This is a genomic window from Pseudomonas sp. ATCC PTA-122608, from assembly GCF_001952855.1.
Classification (GTDB): Bacteria; Pseudomonadota; Gammaproteobacteria; order Pseudomonadales; family Pseudomonadaceae; genus Aquipseudomonas.
Window position 1 is genome coordinate 16,438 of the sequence record NZ_LPNO01000021.1, and the last position, 19,739, is coordinate 36,176.

12 protein-coding genes and 2 pseudogenes are annotated in these 19,739 nt (G+C 59.8%); 6 read left to right on the forward strand and 8 right to left on the reverse strand.

Annotated features, from left to right (window positions below; genetic code table 11):
- Positions 1-125: 125 nt before the first annotated feature.
- Positions 126-1,157: pseudogene (locus AU074_RS34570) on the forward strand (MFS transporter); the annotation flags it as partial.
- Positions 1,158-1,401: 244 nt separating this feature from the next.
- Here AU074_RS34570 and AU074_RS18975 read toward each other — a convergent pair.
- The 5 genes from AU074_RS18975 to AU074_RS18995 all read right to left on the reverse strand — a co-directional run bounded on the left by AU074_RS18975 (position 1,402) and on the right by AU074_RS18995 (position 7,817).
- On the reverse strand, positions 1,402-2,943 hold the full coding sequence (locus AU074_RS18975) for a cryptochrome/photolyase family protein (protein WP_076016019.1): 1,542 nt from the start codon (positions 2,941-2,943) through the stop codon (positions 1,402-1,404).
- Entirely contained in the window at positions 2,940-3,245 is a 306-nt protein-coding gene (locus tag AU074_RS18980; RefSeq protein ID WP_076016020.1) for a DUF6482 family protein, read from the reverse strand. Before AU074_RS18980 ends, AU074_RS18975 begins: the two co-directional genes overlap by 4 nt.
- A gap of 17 nt (positions 3,246-3,262) precedes the next feature.
- A complete protein-coding gene (locus AU074_RS18985; protein WP_076016021.1) occupies positions 3,263-3,799 on the reverse strand; it encodes a DUF3833 domain-containing protein in 537 nt (178 codons plus the stop codon).
- Between the two features lie 267 nt (positions 3,800-4,066).
- The gene (locus AU074_RS18990) at positions 4,067-5,368 is read right to left on the reverse strand and encodes an IS4 family transposase (RefSeq protein ID WP_083676696.1); all 1,302 of its coding nucleotides are present in this window, start codon (positions 5,366-5,368) and stop codon (positions 4,067-4,069) included.
- A 961-nt stretch (positions 5,369-6,329) separates the two neighbouring features.
- Positions 6,330-7,817, reverse strand: a complete 1,488-nt coding sequence (locus tag AU074_RS18995) for an aldehyde dehydrogenase family protein (RefSeq protein WP_076016023.1) — start codon at positions 7,815-7,817, stop codon at positions 6,330-6,332.
- Positions 7,818-8,045: 228 nt separating this feature from the next.
- Between AU074_RS18995 and AU074_RS19000 the strand changes: the two genes are divergently transcribed.
- Positions 8,046-9,215, forward strand: a complete 1,170-nt coding sequence (locus tag AU074_RS19000; protein WP_076016024.1) for a p-hydroxyphenylacetate 3-hydroxylase oxygenase component — start codon at positions 8,046-8,048, stop codon at positions 9,213-9,215.
- A 156-nt stretch (positions 9,216-9,371) separates the two neighbouring features.
- Positions 9,372-9,857, forward strand: a pseudogene (locus AU074_RS19005) (flavin reductase family protein); the annotation flags it as partial.
- Between the two features lie 173 nt (positions 9,858-10,030).
- On the opposite strand, the gene AU074_RS19010 reads toward AU074_RS19005, so the two are convergent.
- Positions 10,031-11,359, reverse strand: coding sequence for a hypothetical protein (locus AU074_RS19010; RefSeq protein ID WP_076016026.1), 1,329 nt, complete (start codon positions 11,357-11,359; stop codon positions 10,031-10,033).
- 217 nt (positions 11,360-11,576) lie between these two features.
- On the opposite strand from AU074_RS19010, the gene AU074_RS19020 reads away from it, so the two are divergent.
- From AU074_RS19020 to feaR, 3 genes are all read left to right on the forward strand, one after another.
- The gene (locus AU074_RS19020) at positions 11,577-13,076 is read left to right on the forward strand and encodes an APC family permease (RefSeq protein WP_076016027.1); all 1,500 of its coding nucleotides are present in this window, start codon (positions 11,577-11,579) and stop codon (positions 13,074-13,076) included.
- Complete coding sequence (locus AU074_RS19025; protein ID WP_076016028.1) at positions 13,057-13,641, forward strand: DUF3156 family protein; 585 nt, start codon at positions 13,057-13,059, stop codon at positions 13,639-13,641. The genes AU074_RS19020 and AU074_RS19025 overlap by 20 nt, the downstream gene beginning before the upstream one ends.
- A gap of 117 nt (positions 13,642-13,758) precedes the next feature.
- A complete protein-coding gene (gene feaR, locus AU074_RS19030; RefSeq protein WP_076016029.1) occupies positions 13,759-14,712 on the forward strand; it encodes a transcriptional regulator FeaR in 954 nt (317 codons plus the stop codon).
- Between the two features lie 60 nt (positions 14,713-14,772).
- Here the strand turns inward: feaR and AU074_RS19035 are convergent, their stop codons facing one another.
- Positions 14,773-15,075, reverse strand: coding sequence for a contact-dependent growth inhibition system immunity protein (locus AU074_RS19035; RefSeq protein ID WP_076016030.1), 303 nt, complete (start codon positions 15,073-15,075; stop codon positions 14,773-14,775).
- Complete coding sequence (locus AU074_RS19040) at positions 15,072-19,739, reverse strand: RNase A-like domain-containing protein (RefSeq protein ID WP_076016031.1); 4,668 nt, start codon at positions 19,737-19,739, stop codon at positions 15,072-15,074. The genes AU074_RS19035 and AU074_RS19040 overlap by 4 nt, the downstream gene beginning before the upstream one ends.

A 19,739-nucleotide genomic window follows, 5' to 3' on the forward strand; every position in this document is an offset into this window, starting at 1 on the left:
CTGCTCCCTCAATGAATTGGATGACATCGAAGCCGACGTTAGCATGGGCAATTGGCCATTTATCGTCGGCTTCACAACAATTCGCAGCGGCCGGAAAATTTCACAGCGTTTCGCACAGGGAAGGGATGGTGTTCAGGACGAATCAAGGGCAAAGCCGGTTTGCCGGGTTTTTCATCAGCCGCAATTTTTCACTTTTATGGCTGGGCCAGGCGCTCTCGTCCTTCGGCGAGTTCGTGCTGGAGAGCACGATCATCGTCTGGCTGGTGACCGATCTGTTCCGCGACAGCGCCTTCCTACCCAGCGCCGTGGGCCTGGCGGTGGCGGCCTCGGCGATCCCGCGGGTGCTGGTGGCGCCATTCGCGGGTGCCTGGGTCGACCGCCTGACCCCGCTCTACGTGATGATCAGCGCAGACGCTATCCGCGTGATCAACTTCCTGATCTTTATCCTGATCTATTCGCTGTCCGGCCTCGATCAGATGCAAGTGTTTGCCGGCGTGCTGCTGTTGCTGGTGATGAACAGCGGCGCCGCGCAGTTCTTCAACCCGTCCCGGCAGGCGGTCATGCAGGTGATCATTCCCGTTGAGCGCCGGGTGGAAGCGTCGGCCAAGACGATGTTTTCCCTCACGGGCATTTCGGTGCTTTCCGCTTCCGTGGGCCCGGCGCTGTTTGTATGGGTAGGGCCGATCTGGGCGTTGCTGATAAATGTGTTGGCGTTCAGCGGTTCGGCGCTATGTATTCTGGCCACCCGAGATTTGGGGGCTGCATTGCCCGCAGAGCGCGCCTCATTCTGGCGTGGACTCTTGGCCGGCCTGCGGTTTTCCTGGGGGCACCCGTCGATTCGAACCCTGCTGATCGGCGTGGCGTTATATGGCTTTTCCCTCGGTATCAACAACGTCGTCCTGTCGTTGTATGCCTTCAAAACGTTGGGCCTGAGCCCGCGTGAATATGGCCTGGTACTCGCCGCATTCCCCGTCGGCGGGCTGATGGCGGCCTTTCTCGTTCGGCCGCTGTTGAAGGCCTTGAGCATTCGACGCGCGTTCACCGTGGCGCTGTTGTGCCTGGGGTTGAGCTACCTGGGGCTATGCGTTGCATCCGCCGTTTTACCTGGCCTGGGTGCTGATGTTCTGCTGCGGGCTGTGCTTTTCGGTGTTTGCCATGGTGCAGGGGCCGATGCTGCAAGAGGCCGTGCCGGCAGGCTATTTGGGTCGAGTCTCCGCGACCGTGACGCCGGTGCTGGCCATTGCCTCGCTGACCGGCACCCTGGTGTGTTCCCAGACGCTCAACATCGTGCAAGGCGTGGATGTGTACGGCGGCTACATCGTTATCGCGGCGGGCTTGCTGCTGACGGGAGGTGGATTGATGCTGCTCGGTCAGCGTGCCGGCAAACACCAAGTCGCCCGCTCAAAGTGACTCGCCCGCATCCAGCTTCGCCAGCAGCTTCTGGCCCCGGTTCCACAGCGCGTCCTGCTTGGATTCAGGCATCCGGTCGAGATTCTTGTAAAGCATGGCCATGCGCTGATTGCCCCGCAGCAGGTCGCCATGGCGCATCAGAAAGTGCCAGTAAAGCGCATTGAACGGGCAGGCATTGTCAGCGGTACTTTCAGTGACTTTGTACGCACAGTCGCGGCAGTAGTCCGACATGCGCTTTATGTATTGGCCGCTCGCGCAATAAGGTTTGGAACCCAGGTAGCCGCCATCCGCATGCATGACCATGCCCAAGGTGTTGGGCAGCTCGACCCAGTCGAAAGCGTCCATGTAGATCGCCAGGTACCACTCGCATATCTGGCTGGGCACGATGCCGGCCAGCAGGGCGAAATTGCCGGTGACCATCAGCCGCTGGATGTGATGGGCGTAGGCATGTTTCAGGCTTTGGCCGATCGCCTGGCGCATGCAGTTCATTTGCGTCTCGCCCGTCCAGTAGAACTCCGGCAGCGGGCGGCTGTTGCCGAATGAATTGCCAGCGGCGTAGTCCGGCATCTTCAGCCAGTACACGCCGCGTACGTATTCACGCCAGCCAATCAGTTGGCGGATAAACCCTTCGGCGGCATTCAGCCCGATGCTGCCCGACCAATAGGCTGCCTCCACGTCGCTGCACAGTTGGCGCAGGTCCAGCAGGCCGATGTTCAGCGCCGCGCTGATGCGGGCATGAAACAGGAAGGGCTCGTCGCTGGCCATGGCGTCCTGGTAGTCGCCGAACCCGGCCAGGCCGTAATCCAGAAAGTAACCCCACAACGCCTGAGCGTCGGCGTGGGTTACCGGGTAATCGAAGGTGTCCAGTTCGCCGTAGTGGCTGCTGAAGTGTTGACCCACCAGCGCCAGCACGTCCTGGGTGATGGAGTCTGAACTGAAGCGCGCCGGGTAGGGCGCTTTGGTGCCCTTGGGCAGCGCCTTGCGGTTGTCTGCATCAAAGTTCCAGGCGCCGCCGACCGGCGTGCCGTCACCGTTGAGCAATAGCCCGCTCTTGCGGCGCATCTCCCGGTAGAAGAACTCCATGCGCAGTTGTTTTTTGCCGCTGGCCCATGTAGCGAACTCGTCACGGCTGCACAGGAAACGGCTGTCGGCATGCCACTGGATCGGCAAGCCGCAGTCTTTCAGGGATTGTTCCAGGCGCCAGTCGCCGCATTCGGTCAGGTGCAGTTCCCGTGGCTGCATCAGCGACTGCCAGCGCTTCAACTCACCCGGTACCGAGCCGGTGTTTTGCGGGTCATCAAGGGCGACGTACTGCACCCGAATACCGCGTTGCTGCAACGCTTCGGCAAAGTGGCGCATTGCGCTGAAGATCAGGACGATTTTTTGCGGATGGTGGGGTACATGGCTGGCTTCCTCCATGACCTCGACCATCAAGACGGCATCGTGCTGGCTGTCCAGCCGGGCCAGTGAGGCCAGGTCAAACGACAACTGATCGCCCAGCACCAGGCACAGGTTTCTAACGGCCTTGGTCACCAGGGCGCTTCCAGGGAAAAGGGCGTTCGCAGTGCCTCAATGGGCCCTTCACGCCGGCCGCACATTTCATCATGTACGCACTGATGCACCAGGGTGCAGGGGAATGCAGGGACTGATTGCAATACGTCACGCAGGTGGTTGACGGAGCGAAAGTGCAGGGGCTTTGCCGCGGCGTCCAGCAACGTGAACTCGCCATGGTCCAGCCGGACGCGCGCCAGATAGAAACCGCCTTCCAGGGAGAGCAGTTCCATTTCACGTACATCGCCTTGGGTGGCCAGTTGGGTCAGGGTTTGCAGGTTCATGATTCACTCCTTGCCGGTCAGGGTTGCGAAGACTGGCGACGGAAGAACAGCGTCACCTGGCCCACTTCGACGCCCAGCTTGGACATGCTGGAGCGATTGATCAGCGTGTCTTCGTCCATCAGGTACATCCAGTCGTCGAGGCTCACTTCGTAGACGGAGCCGTCCACCGGCAGGCTCAGGATGTAGCGCCAGCGCAGTGCGTTGCCGGCCACTTCGCCCTTGGCTTCACCGACCACGTCGTCGGCGCGGCCGCGCCAGCGGTTCGGGCCGTCGGGGGTCAGGGTCCAGACGCGCTTTTGGCGAGTGCCGTCGCTGTAGAGAAACCGTTCGTCGAGAATCAGGTTCTCGCCCTCGCGGCGGCTGGCGATATTCACTTCGAAACGCTTGGCGACTTCACCTGAGCGCTTTTCGAATATTCCCCAGGCCTTGACCGGTTTGCTGAAGAAGCGCACCAGGTCCAGTTGGGGTTGCTGGTCGGCATAGTGTTTTACATCGACGCTGCCACAACTGCTCAGGCCGAGCACAAGGGCCAGCGAAACCAATAGACGGGTCATTTCGGTTCTCCCTGAGAGGGCTTGATACAGATGAAGCCTCGATGGTTGATACTTGTACAAAATAATAAATTTGTACAGGTATTTAGAGGGGGATCTGAATGTTGTTGCCCACGTTCCTGATCGACGGCTGGGTAAGACCGTTGGGCCGAAGCGGCACTGTGTACCTGGCCATTGCCGATGTGGAAGGCAGACTTCGGGCGTGGGCTGAGTACATATCCGTTATTTAGGTAACGGCGGCTTATGGTTCCGCTCTTACAGCCAGCCCTTTCAAGGTCTTTTGATTTTAGCGGCCTTGAGCACCCGATCCGTCGACACATGGGCATTCGCGGCTTTGCCTTCCAGCCATTCCTTGGGTTTAGGCACCTTCGGCCCCCGTTTGCTCTTGACGACCGTTTTGGGCTGGATATTTCGAGCAAGTGCAAGCAGGTACTGGGTCAGTCCCTCTGCGGGGATAGGGATGGATAAATATTCTGGCAAAGCTATTTGCATTCCCTCGTAACCGCTGCGTACCTGCACCGTCAGGTGGAAAATCGATGCCTCCCAATCGTCGGGTAAAGTCTCGCGATGAGCCTGCTCGACGCTGCGTTTGAGCACGGCCAGAACGTTGTAAGCCAACACGGCTGATACAAATCCCAACAGGGCTGCTTTAGGGGTGCCCAAGGTTTCGATTTCACTGTCCAACACCGCTTCCAGGCGCTGGAACATCCCTTCGATGCTCCAGCGACGGCGGTACAAATCAGCGATTTGCTCAGCACTGATAGAGTCGGGCAAGTTGCTCCAGAACAGCAGCGTGGTGTCGCCGGATTCGGTGGGGTTTTGCAGGTTCAATTCGACTCGCCGCCACTGGCGCCCACCTTTTACTTCAATGATTTGCTCACGCACGCTGCCTGCCGCGACTGCGACAGGCATCTGCCAGTCGCTTTCCTTAAGCAGGCGTGGATGTTTGCTCTGTTCGCGAATGATGAACGAGGCCCCGGTATCTTCGCAGGCCTCCATGACCGGGAGCGTGCAGTAGAGTCGGTCAGCCATCCACAGTTGTCCCGCACAGGCCTTTTCCAGCAAGGGCAGCACGCTGACGCGTTCGCTGGCATAAGCATCTTCACAAGGCTGAAGATCAACGACCTGGTCCAGATCGGGGTCGTAAACCACAACGGAAAAACCAGGCCGGGCCGCGCCTCGTTCACGGCGCAAAGCGCCCAGACGCTTTTCGCTGGAAGGCAGGTGGTTACCGTCAACGACCCGTAGTTGCCAGCCAGGCAAAATGGCTGAGTGCCCCAGTTCTTTTATCGTCGGTGCCAAACGCTCTGCGCTACCGGTGACCAGAGCGCGAAGTAGCGCAGGCTCTGTGCGATTGACCTTGTCATACAGCGCCGCCAAGCTGACAGGAAGATCTTCCATCTGTCGAGCGGCGGCATGCAGCGAAGGTCGCAAACCCAATGAAACAAGGGACATCAGTTCAACGATGGTTGAAAACAAAAGCTCACGTGGGTACTGCCGCTGACGGTGTTCTTCGAACACCTGATCGACCCACTCAGCAGGAACAGCCTGCTCCAATATCACTCTGGTCATGACACTGGCCGGTGCTTTTTTCTCAAACCGCGCTAGAACTTCTGCCCACATCGCTTTCGTCACCCTGACTGGAGTTTTGTGGGATTTTATCAAAGACCTTGAAAGGGCTGGCTCTTACAGCGGGTCACTTTTGGCAAACGCCCGGAATGCCGGCCCAGCCAAAAGTAACCAAAAGGTCTTTGCCCCACCACTCGGTGCCTCGCCTGGGCTCGGCATGCCCGCACTCCGGCCCGGCTCCGCGGGCCGCCGCGACGGGCCATCCATGGCCCGGCGCGGCTAAATCGGCTTCCCTGCCGATTTACCCGCTCCACCGTGCCTACTTGCGGCCATCGTGGTTGACGGGGCCCGCAGATCAAGATCACAAGCAGATCAAAAGCCAGAGCACAGCGGCCTACAGGCCGGCTTGAGTGTTAAAAGCAAAAGCAAAGCTGCTTTCCTGTAGGAGCGAGCTTGCTCGCGAAAAACCTGAGACCGCCGCGTTCATCCAGAATGCCAACGTCATCGTTAACGACCTTCGCGAGCAAGCCCGCTCCCACATTTGGACCGTGCCCGCCTTAGCTTCTGATTTTGCTGTTGCCTTTGCTTCACCACACTCAAGCCGGCCTGTAGGCCGCTGTGCCCTTGATCTGCTTTTGATCTTGATCTTAGGCGCCCCGTTAAACCACGCTGGCCGAACGCAGGTAGTACGGAGCGGGTAAACCGGCAGGACGCCGGTTTAGCCGCGACGGGGCAGGGACGCCCCGTCGCGGCGGCCCGCTTCGTGCTGCCGGAGCTGAGGGCACACCGAGCATTAGCGAGGTGCCGAGTGGTGGGGCAAGAGCGTTTTGCTTACTTTTGCGCTTTTCAAAAGTGAGCCGCTGTAAGAGCGGAACCAATGCAAGCCATCACCCAAATAACGGATATGTCCCCACCTAGCATCCTCCCCCAGCGGCAAAGCCCCGACAGGCACCCCGCATGCCGGTCAGTAGCGAATCATCACCGACTTGAGCTCGGTATAGTCCTCGATAAAAGCCCCACCAAACTCCCGCCCCACCCCCGAAGACTGGTTGCCGCCGAACGGCACCGCCGGGTCGAGCATCGTGTGCATGTTCACCCACACCGTCCCCGCGTTGATCGCAGGCACCATGCGCAGGGCCTTGCTCAAATCGTTGGTCCAGAGGCTGGCGCTCAGGCCGTACGGCGTGTTGTTCATCAACTCAAGCAGTTCTTCCTCTGTGTCATAGGGGAAAAACGTGGCGATGGGGCCGAAGGTTTCTTCGTTGAGCAGGGTGTCGTTGATCGTGTTGGCGAGAATCACGGTCGGCTCCACGTAGCAACCCGGCCCTTCGATCAGCTTGCCGCCGTGGACAATCGTGTTATTTTCGGCGCGGGCCTTGGCGAAAAACCCTTCGAGTTTCTGTTGGTGCTGACGGTTGGTCACCGGGCCGAATTCGGTGCGCTCATCCAGGGGCGAGCCGATGTTCAAGCGGCCCAGGCGCTGCGCCAGCTTGTCCATGATCGGCTCGATCTGCGAGCGATGGGCGAAGAAGCGTTCAGCGGCAGCGCAGATTTGCCCGGAGTGCAGGAAGCCGGCTTCGATGATGCCGCTGACCGCCTTGTCGAGGTCCACATCCCGCAGAAACCCGGCCGAGTTTTTACCGCCCAGTTCCAGGGTCGCCCGGGTCAGCCCCGCGCCCATGGCGCTGCGGCCCACGGCGATGCCGGTGGGCACCGAGCCGGTGAACGAAACCTTGTCGGTGTCCGGATGCTCCACCAGGCCTTTGCCCACATGCCCGCCACCGGTCAACACGTTCAGCACGCCCGCCGGCAGGCCGGCGTCGATGGCCAGTTCGGCGATGCGCAGGATGGTCAGCGGGGTGAACTCGCTGGGCTTGATGATGATGCTGCAACCGGTCACCAGCGCCGAGGCGAGTTTCCAGATGGCGATCATGGTCGAGAAATTCCACGGCACGATGCCCACCACCACGCCCACCGGTTCGCGCAGGGTGAAGGCGGTGTAGCGCTCACCGGCGAAGGAGGGCAGTGACGGGGTGATGGTCTGGCCGCTGATCTTGGTGGCCCAACCGGCGTAGTAACGCAGGAAATGCGCGGCCTGGTCGACCTCAAAGGCCCGGGAAATCTGGATGATCTTGCCCGACTGGCAGGTTTCGATCTGTGCCAGTTCTTCGCGGTGTTGCTCCAGCAGGTCGGCGAGTTTCAGCAGCACATTGCCGCGAATGGCTGGCGCGACCTGGGACCACTGCCGGAAGCCACGTCGGGCCGATTCCACGGCCGCGTCGATATCGGCAAGGTCGGCATCGGCGACGCGGGCGATCACTTCGCCGGTGGCCGGGTTGATCACCTCCAGGGTCTGGCTGGAGTGGCTCTGGACGTAGCCGCCGTCGATAAACAAGGCATGGTTTCGACGGAGGAAGGCTTGGACTTCAGGCAGCAGCGCAATATCGCTCATGGGAATTTCCTGCTCGCAAAAGCCCGAGGTTAACCAGCGCCGCTGGGCCAGGCTTGTCTGTGCCTGCCGCGCGATATGTCTGTGGCTGCCAGGCCTGTGGAAAGTGCAATCTTGGCTGTGGAAGGTGCATTTTCCGGTGTGATCGCCGGCTCCATACTGGCCCCACATCCGGCGTCGTTCGTTGATTTGGAACGCCAGCCGGACATCCAATAATAAGCAGGGCCGTCCATGAAAAAGCCAAACCCGCTCCTCGAAGACATCAAGGCGATTCTGCCGACCATCGCTGCCAATGCCTCCCTGGCCGAGCAGGACCGCAAGGTTCCCGACGAGAACATTGCGCTGCTCAAGAGCATCGGCATGCACCGTGCCTTTCAACCCAAACCCTTTGGTGGCATGGAAATCTCCCTGCCGCAGTTTGCCGACTGCATCGCCTTGCTCGCCGGCGCCTGTGCCAGCACCGCCTGGGCCATGAGCCTGTTGTGCACCCACAGCCATCAACTGGCGCTGTTTTCCGCCAAGCTGCAGCAGGAAGTCTGGGGCGATAACCCGAACGCCACGGCCAGTAGCAGCATCGCGCCGTTTGGCCGCACTGAAGAAGTTGAAGGCGGCGTGCTGTTCAGCGGTGAAATGGGCTGGAGCAGCGGTTGCGATCACGCCGAGTGGGCGATTGTCGGTTTCCGTCGTAAAAATACCGAAGGTACTCAGGATTACTGCTTTGCGGTGCTGCCGCGCAGCGACTACCAGATTCGTGATGACTGGTTCGCCGCCGGCATGAAAGGCAGCGGCACCAAGACCCTGATCATCGACAACGTATTGGTGCCCGAACATCGCATCCAGAAAGCCAAAGACATGATGGAAGGCAAGTCCGCCGGCTTCGGTTTGTACCCCGACAGCAAGATTTTCTACTCGCCGTACCGGCCGTATTTCGCCAGCGGTTTCTCCACCGTCAGCCTGGGCGTGGCCGAGCGCATGCTGGAGGTGTTCCGCGAGAAAACCAAGACCCGCGTACGTGCCTACACCGGCGCGGCGGTGGGTGCCGCGACTCCGGCGTTGATGCGCCTGGCCGAGTCGACGCACCAGGTGGCCGCCGCCCGGGCGTTCCTGGAAAAGACCTGGCAGGAACACGCCGAACACAGCGAACAGCACCGTTACCCGAGCCGCGAGACCCTGGCGTTCTGGCGCACCAATCAGGCGTATGCCACCAAGATGTGCATCCAGGCGGTGGACCGTTTGTTCGAGGCCGCCGGTGGTAATGCGTGGTTCGAGCACAACGAAATGCAGCGGTTGTTCCGCGATTCTCATATGACCGGCGCCCATGCGTACACCGATTACGACGTGTGCGCACAGATTCTGGGGCGTGAGCTGATGGGGCTTGAGCCTGATCCGAGCATGATTTGAAGCCTCGTGGCGGCCCCTCTGCAGGAGCGAGCTTGCTCGCGAAAAAACCGAGAGCGCCGCGCCCCTCCAGGCAACCCACGTCATCGTTAACGACCTTCGCGAGCAAGCTCGCTCCTACAGGGAGCAGCTCGATAATAAGTAATCCGGGAGTCTTGTATGTCTGAGCACAGCGCTACGATCTTCGATCCACGGGCCTTTCGCCGGGCCCTGGGCAACTTTGCCACCGGTGTCACGGTGGTCACCGCCGCTGATGCCAGCGGGCGCAAAGTGGGTGTCACCGCCAACAGCTTCAACTCGGTCTCCCTGGACCCGCCGCTGGTGCTGTGGAGCATCGACAAGCGTTCCAACAGCCATGAGGTGTTCGAGCAGGCCAGCCATTTTGCGGTCAACGTGCTGGCGGCCGACCAGATTCACCTGTCGAACAATTTTGCCCGGCCCAAGGACGATCGCTTCGCCGAAATCGAATTCGAATCGGGCGAAGGCGGCTCGCCGGTCTTCGCCGATTGCTCGGCGCGGTTTCACTGCGAGAAATACCAGCAGGTGGACGGTGGCGATCACTGGATCATGATCGGCAAGGTGGTGGCGTTTGATGATTTTGGGCGTTCGCCGTTGCTCTATCACCAAGGGGCGTATGCGCGGATCGAGGAGCGGCAACCGTAGGGCGAACACCTCTATCGAGGGCTGATGCAGGTTTAATGTGGGAGCGGGCTTGCTCGCGAATGCTGAGTGTCAGCCAATACATCTGGCGACTGACACACCGCTTTCGCGAGCAAGCCCGCTCCCACCTGTGATCTCGGTTGCTCATTGCATCTGTGTTAGAACGGCACGGCCACTGTGACTTGGCTATAGACATTGGTGCCGTTGCCACCCACCTGGTTGCCGCCGTTGCTCTCATCCTTGTTGGGCTTGTACAGCCCCAGCAGCGGCGTGACGATCAGGTGTTCGTTCACCGCCCACTCCGCGTACAGGTCCAGTTCGCGCCCGTCGAGGTTGAGCATGCCGCCCTTGCTCAACGTCTTGTAATCGAAGAACAGCGCGCCGACGGTCACGCTGTCCAGCGGCTTGACCTTCAACGCCACGTGCTGCACCTCAGTATTGGTATTGAACGGCCCCGAATAATTGCCGGCCACTTCGCCCTGCACCCAAGTGCCGTAGCCACGGTTGAAACCCGCGAACATCGCGTCCCAGTTTTTCGAATAGCGGCTGTAGCGGTAGGTCAGGTCCGGCGACCATGGCAGCGCGGCGAAGGTATAACCGCCCTCGGTGTACCAGGCCTTTTCCGGGCCGGCGTCCTTGTCCTGCCAGGCGTATTCAAAGGAAAAGTGTGCGTTCTCGATCCCTGCATTGCCGGCGCCCCGCAGGCTGTAGAGGTTCATCCCGGCGCGCTGTTTTTGCAGGTCATTGGCGTAACGGTCGTCGACGCTGATGCCATGGATATAGGTCAACCCCACAGTGCCGGGTGCGGCGGTGTAGTCCAGGGTGCCGGCGGCCATTTCGGTGTTGGCCTGGGCGCGGTTGTCGGACTTGATCCACATCACGCTGCCATGCACGCCGTCCTTGCCCCCCAGGCGTAACACGGCGGTTTGATCGAAGGCATGGCGCGCGGCGATGTAGTAGGCGCCGCCCCGGTTGAACTTACCGTCGTCCACGCCCTTGCCGAGGTTCGGGCCGTCGTCATTGATGATGAAGCCGTCGCCGAGCATGATGATCTGGCGGCCGAACGACAGGTCCACACCATCCTTGCCCAGCGCCGGAAACAGCTCCCCCGAGCGCCAACCGGCGAAGGCTTCGTCGAACTTGGTGGTGCGCTCGCTGCCGGTGGTCACGCCCGACGCATCACCATCACCCCAGGTGCCGGAGCTGACCAGGTTGGCCGTGCCATACACGCTGCCCAGGGCGCCGAAGCGCTGGTCAACGCTCAAGCCATATTTGATGAAGCCTTCACGCCAGGTGGAACCGCCGGTGGTGCCGTCATAGTTTTTGCGGCTGTTGAACATCCCGTACACCGCGAGGAAGTTGCCGGTGACCTGGGTGTCGTCATCGGCGTACAGCTCGAACGCCCGGGCCGATGACTCGATGACCATCAGCGCAATGCCCAGACTCACGGCCTTGTACAGCCGACGGGTTTTTTGTGTGTGCTCCATTGTTATAGTCCCCAGCAGGTTGAGTTGAGGGCGCATTAGTGCGAGCGGGGGCGGGCCAAGTCTTTCCTCTGCGTGCCAGGTAATTGACCCTGGCCGCCAGCGGCGGGACAGTGGCAGGCAGCAACAAAACCGGCGGCAGCCAGGAGCAAGACGATCAGCCAGGGCGGGGCGCAGAGTGCCAATACTTCTAAAAATCCGCTTCTTGAGGATCTGCACCATGTCGATCAACGACCGGCTCACCGAACACTTGAAACGCGGCACGGTGGGCTTTCCCACGGCGCTGGCGAGCACCATTGGCCTGATCATGGCCAGCCCGGTGATCCTCACCGCAACCATGGGGTTTGGCATCGGCGGCAGCGCCTTCGCGGTAGCAATGTTGATCGCGGTGGTGATGATGCTGGCCCAGGCGACCACCTTCGCCGAAGCCGCCTCGATCCTGCCCACCACCGGCTCGGTCTACGACTACATCAACTGCGGCATGGGCCGGTTCTTTGCGATCACCGGCACCTTGTCGGCGTACTTGATCGTGCATGTGTTTGCCGGCACCGCTGAGACGATCCTGTCCGGGGTGATGGCGCTGGTGAACTTCGAGCACCTCAATACCCTGGCGGAATCTGCCGGCGGCTCATGGTTGCTGGGGGTTGGCTTCGTGATTGTGTTCGGGGTGCTGAATGCGTTTGGTGTCAGCGCGTTCGGCCGCGCCGAGATCATCCTCACCTTTGGCATGTGGACCACCCTGATGGTGTTTGGCGTGCTGGGCTTGATCGCGGCTCCGGCGGTGCAGTTGGACGGCTGGTTCGGTGAATCCCTGGTGGGCACCGACCTGATCACGATCCTGTCGCTGGTGGGCATGGCGATGTTCATGTTCGTCGGTTGCGAGTTCGTCACGCCGCTGGCGCCGGACCTGCGCAATTCGGCCAAGGTGATGCCCAAGGCCATGGTGCTGGGGTTGCTGGGGGTGGCCACCTGCATGTTCATCTACGGCGCAGCCATGAAGCGCCAGGTGGAGAACGTATTGATCGACGCGGCGGGCGGCGTGCACCTGCTGGATACGCCGATGGCGATCCCGAAATTCGCCGAGCAGGTGATGGGCAGCATCGGCCCGATGTGGCTGGGTATCGGCTTCCTGTTTGCCGGTGCTGCGACCATCAACACCTTGATGGCCGGTGTACCACGGATCCTGTACGGCATGGCGGTGGACGGCGCGTTGCCCAAGGTCTTCACGTACCTGCACCCGCGCTTCAAGACACCGCTGCTGTGCATCCTGGTGGCAATGCTGATTCCGTGCCTGCACGCGCTGTACCTGGGAGGCAACACCGACAACATCATGCACCTGGTATTGGCCGCCGTGTGTGCCTGGAGTTTTGCTTATCTGCTGGTGACATTGTCGGTGGTGATCCTGCGGATTCGCCGGCCGGATCTGCCTCGTGCCTACCGTTCGCCGTTCTTTCCGCTGCCGCAGATTCTGTCGAGCATCGGCATCCTGCTGGGCATGTGGTTTATCACGCCGCCGGGGATGAACCCTGCTGACATCTACATTCCCTTCGGCGTGATGCTCGGTTGCACGGCGGCGTACGCGCTGTTCTGGACCCTGGTGGTGCAGAAGGTCAATCCATTCAAGCCCGCCTCGGTGGAAGAGGTGTTAGCCAAGGAGTTCGCCCATGAATCGGGTCAGCCGCACAACGGGTATATCAGCCATGCTGCAAAAACTGTCTGAGCTGTTCAGCGCCCGGCGCGCGCCTGCCGGTTATCGTCCCGGCGTTACGCTGGAACACCTGCGGCGCAACCTTGGCCTCGCCGGTTATGCGGTGTGCGGCCCGACGACGGCCCGGGTCACCCTGGACGAACTCGGGTTGCAACTGGAGATCGTCGAGCGCACCGAATCGCAACTGTTGATGCACCTGGTGATGACCGAATTCGTACTGCACCTGCCTGCCTCGCAGCAGGGCACGGCGAGCTTCGAACTGCACCACACCGGGGCCGTTCGACGCACTGGAATCCGCTGTCGGCAGCGCTCGGGAAACAAGGAAGTTTTAGGCGTTCTGCAAACCGAGTTGCAGGAGGGCAGTGCGTTGTATCGCGCCTTGATGCCGCTGGACTTCAAGCGCCTGCGCATCGACCTGGTGGATCACCAGTGGTGCGTGCGGCTTGAGCATATGGGCGGCAGCGAGGTGGTCAACCGCATGCCGGCGTTTCGGCGCTATATCGCCCTGAGCAGCATTCAACGTGCCTGGCTGCTGGACGCCTTGAGCGGTTTCCAGCGCGCATTACAGGCCCACTGACCGCAGGATTTGGCATCAATAGTGCAAACACCTTGGCAGACACGTACTTGTTGCGCGCATATAGATAACATGTTAACTATTGCCCGACAAAAACAAAAAGCCAAGGTGGAAACTACCATGAGCATGCAACAGATTGGGCAAGACGGGCTGGACCGCTGGACCCGGGATCTGCGCGCGGTTTGCGGTCACTTCGACACAGAACTGGCCTTCAACCGCTCGCTGTTCATCGGCAGCATCAGCACCTTTTCCCGCGGTGGCTTGCCCCTGGCCAACCTGCGCACCAACGCCGGCCTGATCAAACGCCCCAAAGCCCGCGCCGACCACGATGACGACCAGAACTGTTTCCTGGTCAGCCAGCGCAGCGGCTACTGCCAGATCACCCAAAACGGCCAGAGCGTGCAACTCGCCCCCGGCGAATTACTCTTGATGGACTCGGTGGGCTCCATCGACATCACCCCGTTCGGGCTGATCGAACATGCCTCACTGTCATTGTCCCGCGCAGAGGTGTGCAAACAGTTCGGCAACCAGCCCAAGACCTTCGGCAAAATCTCCTCAAGCAAAGCCTGCGGGCGCATGTTGCATGTGCTGATGGACCAATTGTGCAAAGACGCGTTGAACGGCGAAGGCGCGGTCGGCGAGGGGCAGGCGTTGCAGTCGGCGTTTGTTTCGCTACTGGGGTCGGCGTTTGAGCAGGAAGATGATGAGCGGGACGATTGCGGCGGGTTGCAAGGCAGCAATTTGCGCAGCTATGTGCAGAAGGTGATTGATGAATCGTTGACCCAGCCAGGATTGAGCCCGATGGGGTTGGCGAGTCGGTTGAACATCTCGGTAAGGCATTTGTATCGGTTGTTTGAGGAACAGGATGACAGTGTGTGCCGGTATATCCAGCGGGCGCGGTTGAAGCGCAGTGCGGATGATCTGACCAACCCGTTTTTGCGCAGTGAGTCGATCACGTCGATTGCGTATAAGTGGGGGTTTACGGATTCGGCGCACTTTAGTCGGTCGTTCAAGAAACAGTTTGAAGTGTCGCCGAAGGATTTTCGGGCTGGGCGGTTGCAGCAGGTGGGGTAGGGGAGGAAGAAGGGGCTTTCCGAGCACCTTCTTCATTATAAATATCTTAAAAGATCGAAGTTATTCGCCTCTTTGGTTCAAAAGCGCGTCAATGTGCTCCAGCCACAATTTCCCGCTTTTCCAATCGTGAGGATAATAGTAGCCACAGCCAATATCTGAGAATAAAAAATGCTGTAACGCTTGCTCCGTCTTGTTGGCATGTAAAAGGGCTTTTAACTCAAGGTGTGCGGTTTTAAAAGTTTCTGTTGAGGATTCAGCTATAAAGCTTAGGATCACATCGTCCGCACTATCAAACTCATCAACCCAATCCTGATTGAAGTAACCCGCGAGAAGTTGCTGCAGCTGTGAATAATCGTTATTCATGGATTCGGATATCCGGTCTGAATTCTATAGCCATCGGGCATGCTTTTATCTTTGTACAAAATCAGGTAGATCTCCCGTCCGGGGACGGTTGTTTTTGCACCTCGCTTCAGGCTGGTTCCAACTGGTTGAGGAGGCTTTTGAGTAATAACAATTTTTTTGTCTTTTCCTTTAACGAACGAATTTATTTTGGTTTTGTTGCCTGCTATCACGCTTGATATAGCTGACTCGGCTGTCGCGCGATCAGGGAAGGTAGATGCCGTAGGCACATGAGGCTCATTTTTAAGACGTGTTGCCAGTTGTTGGTCAGTTCTACCAATGTGCTTTTGCATCAAATGTCCTCCGGCAGCTTCGTGAGCAGCTAAACCTCCACCAGGAACAATTTCGCTATAAGGCCCATCGGCGACTATTTGGCCTGGGCAGGCTGTAGCTTTACAGCTTAACCCCAACGGATCTACCCACCCCGTCGGGTTGGGCACGTACTGGTATCCGTTCAGTCCACCCGCCAGCTTCACCGGATCAGGCGTCAGATAGCGGCCAATGTCCGGATTGTAGTAGCGATGGCGGTTGTAGTGCAGCCCGCTTTCCGGGTCGAAGTATTGGCCCTGGAAGCGCAGTGGGTTGATGATGGTGTTGACGTCCAGCTTCGCGATTTGGCCGTAGGCGCGGTAGTGGGCGGACCAGACGATTTCGCCGTCGGGCGCGGTGAGTTCCTGTGGGGTGCCGAGGTGGTCAAGTTGGTAGTGGAAGGGTTTTACGTCTTCCGGGCCGTAGCCTTTGAGCAGCGCTAACGGGCGGAAGCTGTTGGGTTCGTAGAGGTAGCTTTGGTGGTGATCGGTGCTGTGTTCGGCGATCAGGGTGTCGCCTTGCCAGAAGAATTCGGTGGTCTCGCCGTTGACGACTTTGGCGATGCGCCGTCCAAACGGGTCGTAGCGATATGCGGCCTCGGTACCGTCCGGTTGGGTGACGCCGATCAGGCGGTGCTGGCAGTCGTAGCGGTATTCGGTGACCAGTTTTTGAGCGCGGCCCCGGCGTTCACGCAGGAGGTTGCCGAAGGCGTCGTAGTCGTAATGACGGTCGCCTTGCATCAACAGGCGGTTGCCTTTGACGATGCTGGGACCGACGCGGTCTTGCATCAGCAGGTTGCCCGCCGGGTCATGGACGAAGCGTTCTTGCAGATCGTGCGAATGGTTGGCGCGGGTCAGGCGGTCGAGCGGGTCGTAGTGGTAGTCGTGCTGGCCTTTACGGGTGTCGAGGATGCGGGTCAGGTTGCCGCGTTTGTCGTAGTCGTATTGGCGGCGTTGGTGGCGTTGTTCTTGTTGGGTGATGGCGTGGGCGTGCAGGCGGCCCTGGTCGTCGTGGTGGTAGTGGCTGAGAAGTTGGCCTTGCTGGCGCTGGTGTTCACGGCCGGATTTGAACAGGTGCGAGGTGAGCGGTTTGCCGTTCACCTCGACGGTGGCGAGGTCGCCGCCTTTTTCGTGGTGGAAAGCGAGGCGGTTGTTATCGGGCAGGCGCAGGTAGTTGAGTTGCCCGCATTCGTCGTAGCGGTAGCGCAGCGTCCCCCAGCCCTGGTGCTCGGCAGTGAGGCGGTTTTGCAGGTCGTATTCGTAGTGGAGCGGCCAATTTCCGTCGTCGACGCTGAGAAGGTTGCCGAGGCGGTCGTAGGTGTAATCGACAATGCTGCGGTCGGGAAGGGTTTTCCTTACGAGGCGACCGGCCGCATCGCGCGCATAACCGGTAACCAGCTGACTGCCGTCGTCGCCGTATTCGGTCTTTTCCAGCAGGTGCCCGGCGAGGTCGTAGGCATAGGCGGTGCGGCGCCCATCAAAGCCGGTCTCCTGCTGGATCAGGCCATTGGCGTGGTACTCGAGCCGATAGGTTTCCCCAACCTCGTTTTCGATTTCGGTGAGTAACAACCGAACATTGTCGTAGCGGTATTTGAGCTGCGTGCCGTCGGGATTTATCCGACGGCTGATCAGATGCAGGCCGTCGGCATACTCATAGCGAGTAACCCGACCCAGCTCGTCACGCTCGGCAGTGATTTTTCCGTACGGGTTGTAGCTGAATTCGCGCGTGGCGCCGCCCGGCTGAATCACGTTCAGCAAGCGGCCCACGGCGTCCCACTGATACAGGGTCAGCGCGCCATGCTCATCCTCGCAAGCCACCTGCCGCCCCAGGTCGTCATAGCAATAACGCCGCACTCCGCCATTCGCCAGCTTCTCTTCGGTGAGCTGGCCACGCTCGTTCCAGATCAACCGCTGGCTGCTGTTGTCCGGATACCAGACGCCGGTGAGCTTTCCGTGTTTGGTGTAGGTGTATTCGGTGTAATTGCCGTCCGGATCGGTCTTACGGGTGATATCGCCCTGATCGTTGCGCTGGTATTTCCACACCGCGTCACCACGGCGTACAACCCGTACGAACCCGTTGTCATGCTCGTAGGACGTGGGTGCATCGTCACCGGGAAACAGCGCAATCAACCGACCGGCTTCGTCGTACTGATACGCCGTCACCGCTCCCAGCGGGTCCTGCTCGACCGTCAGCCGGCCTTTTTCATCGTAGGATTTGAAGTGCTGCGCGCCGTCCGGATCGATTCGCTGCACCAGCCGTGCGCGCTGGTCGTGAACGTAGACTTCCTGGCTGCCATCGGCGTTGTGCACGGTGACAGTGCCGTTGTCGTCCCACACATACCGCGTGTCCATCTGCGAAAAGCTGGCCCAGTGCCGGACACACCTTGCAGCCTTGCCAGTCCGTTCCCACTCCCAGAAGAAACTCGCCCCACCGGCCAGTTCCCGCTCCAGGATCACCTGCTGATCGTCGTAGCGATAACGTTCGCTTTCGCCGACAGCGTTGGTCGCCTCAACCAACCGCCACACATCGTCATACTTGTAGGAAACAACGTTCTGCTCAGTAACCCAGCCGAGTTCCCGCTGCACCTGATAGTCGACCGCAACGATGTGTCCACGGTCATACCGCAGTAGCAATCCCTGACCAACGTGGTTATCGATCCGCTGAATCCGCCCGGAATAGTCTCGGGAAATGCGCAGTCGGTTGTCGTACGCATCGCTGATCGACGTCAGCACACCGTTGCGGAAGTGGTAGAAAAGCGACGCCTGAGCCAGTACCAACTCATCAGGCAAAGCGCCCAGATAAATCGCCGCTTCCGCCAGGCTATTAGTGATGGCCGGCCGCGCAGCAGAGGGCAGGGGAAAGGTGGTGCTGCGGTTTTCGTGATCGGTCCACACCACCGATTCACCGCTCACTACCAAGCGCTGAGCCAGCGAATGACTCCAGCCAAACCCCAACCCGCAATCCACTTCCACGGCACTGCTGCGATACAGTCGCGTCCAGGCAAACGGCAGCACACCTTCCAACGAGCCGTCTGTGAGAGTCAGCAGTTCCTCACCGGTAACCATCGACACCGGGCAGCCATTGGTACAGGTATTTGCCGAACAGACCGAAGCATCCCCGTTGGGGTTTTTCGCAGAAGCAGGGACATCATCCACGGGCTCCTGCTTCACCAGCGCTGTTCGCGCCGTCTTGGGCTCCCGCACCATCGGTGCCGGGTTCGAAATTTCCTCCACGCCAGCCTTCAACGGCACCGCCGCCGCCTTCACCGGCACTGCATGACTCTGAAGTGATAACGGCTTAAGTACCTCCGCATGCCCATCCAGCGGGGCCGTACCACCCAGCTTGGCAATCTGCTCCAACCACTCCCGTGCCTGCTCGGACTTGACCTTGCCCAGCACCTGCGCACCCAAGCGCACCGCCACACCCATGCCACCGGTAGCCCATAGCAACAGCAGGTTGAGCAGCACCTCGGTGGTGATTTCCCCGAGCAACTCAAGCATGTAATGCGGTGGCAGCATGCGCATCCAACTGACCATTGCGGACAGGTAGATGAACAGCAACGGTTCATCACTCAGGATCAGCAACCCTTTGGCAATCGCCTCATTACTGAGCTGCAGCAGCGCTCCAAGCTCGGCCTGGGAGAGGTACTGCAGCAGCTTTTCGCTGTTGGGCTTGATATCTGCCAGCCACTGGTACAGTTGCGCAATACCGTCCCACAGACCGTAAAGCACGTTGCCAAAGCCTTGCGCGTACGCCTGTTGCAGCGAGGTGTACCGATCGACAAAGTCAGCCTTGGAATAGCTCTCCCATATCGGCTTGAATGTGCTCGTCCACTCGTCACGCAAGCGACCTTCCAGCGAGCTGATCTCGGACTGATAGGAGGCATACAGCGCCTTGACGTGGTCCTTGGAAACGTTGGGGTAAAAGCTGACCCGGTACTGCCGGTCGACGGTGCACTCGGTGACTTCGAGAATGCCGCTGGGGCCGATGGTTTTATGGATGGGGTCGCCGAGGGGGCCACCGTCTTGCGCGACTTCCTGCAGCATCACTGGCGTATTGCCGATGGGCACGAACCGCGTGCTCTGGAACATATGCACCAGCTTCAACGACGCGTTGGCTTTGCAGGTCGCGACGGTGCTGCTGGGATAAAGAGAACGGGTGATGGGCGCAACCAGCGCAACTTCATCCCCCACCTTGAACACCTGCTCGACATCCAGCGCCGAAAAGCTCCAGAAGCTTTCGGCCCAGGCGTCGTAGGTGTTCAGGCAGTGCGTGAAGTCGTTGAGAACCCCGTCGACGTCGCGCGTCTTCGGGTCCAT

Excerpts from the sequence above, each read along its gene's own strand:
- AU074_RS19035 (WP_076016030.1), bottom strand. The coding sequence starts at position 15,075 with ATGAATAACGATTATTCACAGCTGCAGCAACTTCTCGCGGGTTACTTC.
- AU074_RS18995 (WP_076016023.1), bottom strand. The coding sequence starts at position 7,817 with ATGAGCGATATTGCGCTGCTGCCTGAAGTCCAAGCCTTCCTCCGTCGA.
- AU074_RS18990 (WP_083676696.1), bottom strand. The coding sequence starts at position 5,368 with ATGACCAGAGTGATATTGGAGCAGGCTGTTCCTGCTGAGTGGGTCGAT.
- AU074_RS19040 (WP_076016031.1), bottom strand. The coding sequence starts at position 19,739 with ATGGACCCGAAGACGCGCGACGTCGACGGGGTTCTCAACGACTTCACG.
- AU074_RS19010 (WP_076016026.1), bottom strand. The coding sequence starts at position 11,359 with ATGGAGCACACACAAAAAACCCGTCGGCTGTACAAGGCCGTGAGTCTG.
- AU074_RS19025 (WP_076016028.1), top strand. The coding sequence starts at position 13,057 with ATGCTGCAAAAACTGTCTGAGCTGTTCAGCGCCCGGCGCGCGCCTGCC.
- feaR (WP_076016029.1), top strand. The coding sequence starts at position 13,759 with ATGAGCATGCAACAGATTGGGCAAGACGGGCTGGACCGCTGGACCCGG.
- AU074_RS19000 (WP_076016024.1), top strand. The coding sequence starts at position 8,046 with ATGAAAAAGCCAAACCCGCTCCTCGAAGACATCAAGGCGATTCTGCCG.
- AU074_RS18985 (WP_076016021.1), bottom strand. The coding sequence starts at position 3,799 with ATGACCCGTCTATTGGTTTCGCTGGCCCTTGTGCTCGGCCTGAGCAGT.
- AU074_RS18980 (WP_076016020.1), bottom strand. The coding sequence starts at position 3,245 with ATGAACCTGCAAACCCTGACCCAACTGGCCACCCAAGGCGATGTACGT.
- AU074_RS19020 (WP_076016027.1), top strand. The coding sequence starts at position 11,577 with ATGTCGATCAACGACCGGCTCACCGAACACTTGAAACGCGGCACGGTG.